General features: G+C 62.6%; 1 protein-coding gene and 1 pseudogene. Both read right to left on the bottom strand.

Features of this window, described 5'->3' with window-relative positions; genetic code table 11:
- Positions 1 to 257, bottom strand: a pseudogene (locus A3728_RS19985) (plasmid partitioning protein RepB); the annotation flags it as partial.
- Positions 257 to 1,432: a plasmid partitioning protein RepA gene (gene repA, locus A3728_RS19980; RefSeq protein WP_067927862.1), complete on the bottom strand. Its 1,176-nt coding sequence runs from the start codon at positions 1,430 to 1,432 to the stop codon at positions 257 to 259. The gene repA and the pseudogene A3728_RS19985, both read right to left, overlap by 1 nt.
- Positions 1,433 to 1,646: the final 214 nt, after the last annotated feature.

The following is a 1,646-nucleotide window of genomic DNA, read 5'->3' as shown; positions in this document are numbered from 1 at the left end:
GGCACCTGCTGGCCGTATTCCTCGATCGAGCGGGCAAGCTCCCCGATGCCGGCGGGGTCATTGTCCAGCCGGTCATGCAGGCCCGCGTCGTCGATCATGTCCGAAGGGACTTCGGTCAGCGCCCGGGTGCGCAGGTCGGCCAGCGACTGGCTCACCGCGCCGATGGCGCCCGCGGCCCTGCGCGGGCTGGCCGGGGCAGGGGGCGTGGCCCCGCCTTCGCGTTTCATCAATCCTTCGAGTACGTTCTTGCGTGCCATCAGCGTCCCCATGCTTTCTGAATCAGATCTTCGATCTCTCCATTCACAGCATTCAAACTCTCCATAGCGCGTTCATAGGTCGCACGGGTGAATAACGATTTCTCAACCTCATACAGGGTCTGTTTCGTCAGCCCCGCGTCAGAGATGGCCGTGGACTTCAGCGCGGTGTGGTTCAGCACGTGTTCGCCGAACATCTGCCGCATGAAGCTGACCATCTGGTTCTGCGGCCCGTCGCCCGGCTCATACCGGGTCACGAGATAGCGCAACCAGTCAAAACTCATGTCGCCGCCCGCGTCCGCCACGACCCCCAGAAGGTTGGAGGTCATCAGCAGGAACTGGCACATGGACATCACGTCGAGCATTTGGGGATGCACCGTCACCAGCACCGCCGTCGCCGCCGAAAGCGCCGACATGGACAGAAAGCCAAGCTGCGGCGGGCAGTCGATCACCACGATGTCATAGTCCGATTGCACCGAGGCCAGCGTTTCGGCCACGCGGGTAAAGAAGAACTCCCCCGTGCCCTGCGACAGGACCCGGGGCGTGTCATGTTCGAATTCCATCAGGTCGAGATTGCCGGGCACCACGTCCAGATTGGGGAAATAGGTGCGCTGGATCACCTCGCTCAGGGGGACGGGATCGTCGTATCGGATCGCATCGTAGAGCGTGCCACCGTCGAGCAGGTCGAATTCGGGCTGAAACCCCAAGAGGGCCGAAAAGCTCGCCTGAGGGTCGAGATCGACCCCCAGCACCCGGTAGCCGTCGAGCGCGAGTTTCTGCGCCAGATGGGCCGACGTGGTGGTCTTGCCCGAGCCGCCCTTGAAGTTGATGACCGTCACGACCTGAAGGTGATCGCCCTCGCGCCGGCCGGGCAGATAGGTGCCCGGCAGCTTCGCGCCCTGTTCGAGCATCTCGCGCAGGGTCTGGATGTCACTCGGGGAATAATAGCGCCGCCCGCCGGAGCGGATTTCAGGCTCTGGCCCGCGCCCTTCGAGATGAAGCTTGCGCAGGTAGGCGTCCTTGACGCCCAGAAGTTGCGCGACCTCGCCGCTGGTGAAGCGGCGCATGACGCGCTTGGTGTCCGGCGGATAAAGCTGCTGGCGATGCGCCTGCAATTGTTCCGACAGGTTTGCCGCATGCTGCCCGACCAGCTGGTCGATGCGGAAAGATCCGTTCATACTGCCCTCGATGTCCGATCTTATGGACTGCCTTACCGCTTGTTACGAAGTTTGGCGTCTTGATCGCTTGTTTCCGTAACTTATGGCGCAAGGAATCGTGTTCGCGCAAGACTTTTCGGCCTTCACCCCCCGAAGGAGGCCGCTTTTGCCCCGTCACAGACCCGAAAACCCCAGATTAGCGCCGAAAACGGCCCCAAGGCACGCGCAGGGGACG

This window comes from Sulfitobacter sp. HI0040 (genome assembly GCF_001634885.1).
Classification (GTDB): Bacteria; Pseudomonadota; Alphaproteobacteria; order Rhodobacterales; family Rhodobacteraceae; genus Sulfitobacter.
The sequence above is the reverse complement of the archived record's forward strand: the minus strand, read 5'-3'. Positions and strand labels throughout refer to the sequence as shown.

Excerpts from the sequence above, each read along its gene's own strand:
- repA (WP_067927862.1), bottom strand. The coding sequence starts at position 1,432 with ATGAACGGATCTTTCCGCATCGACCAGCTGGTCGGGCAGCATGCGGCA.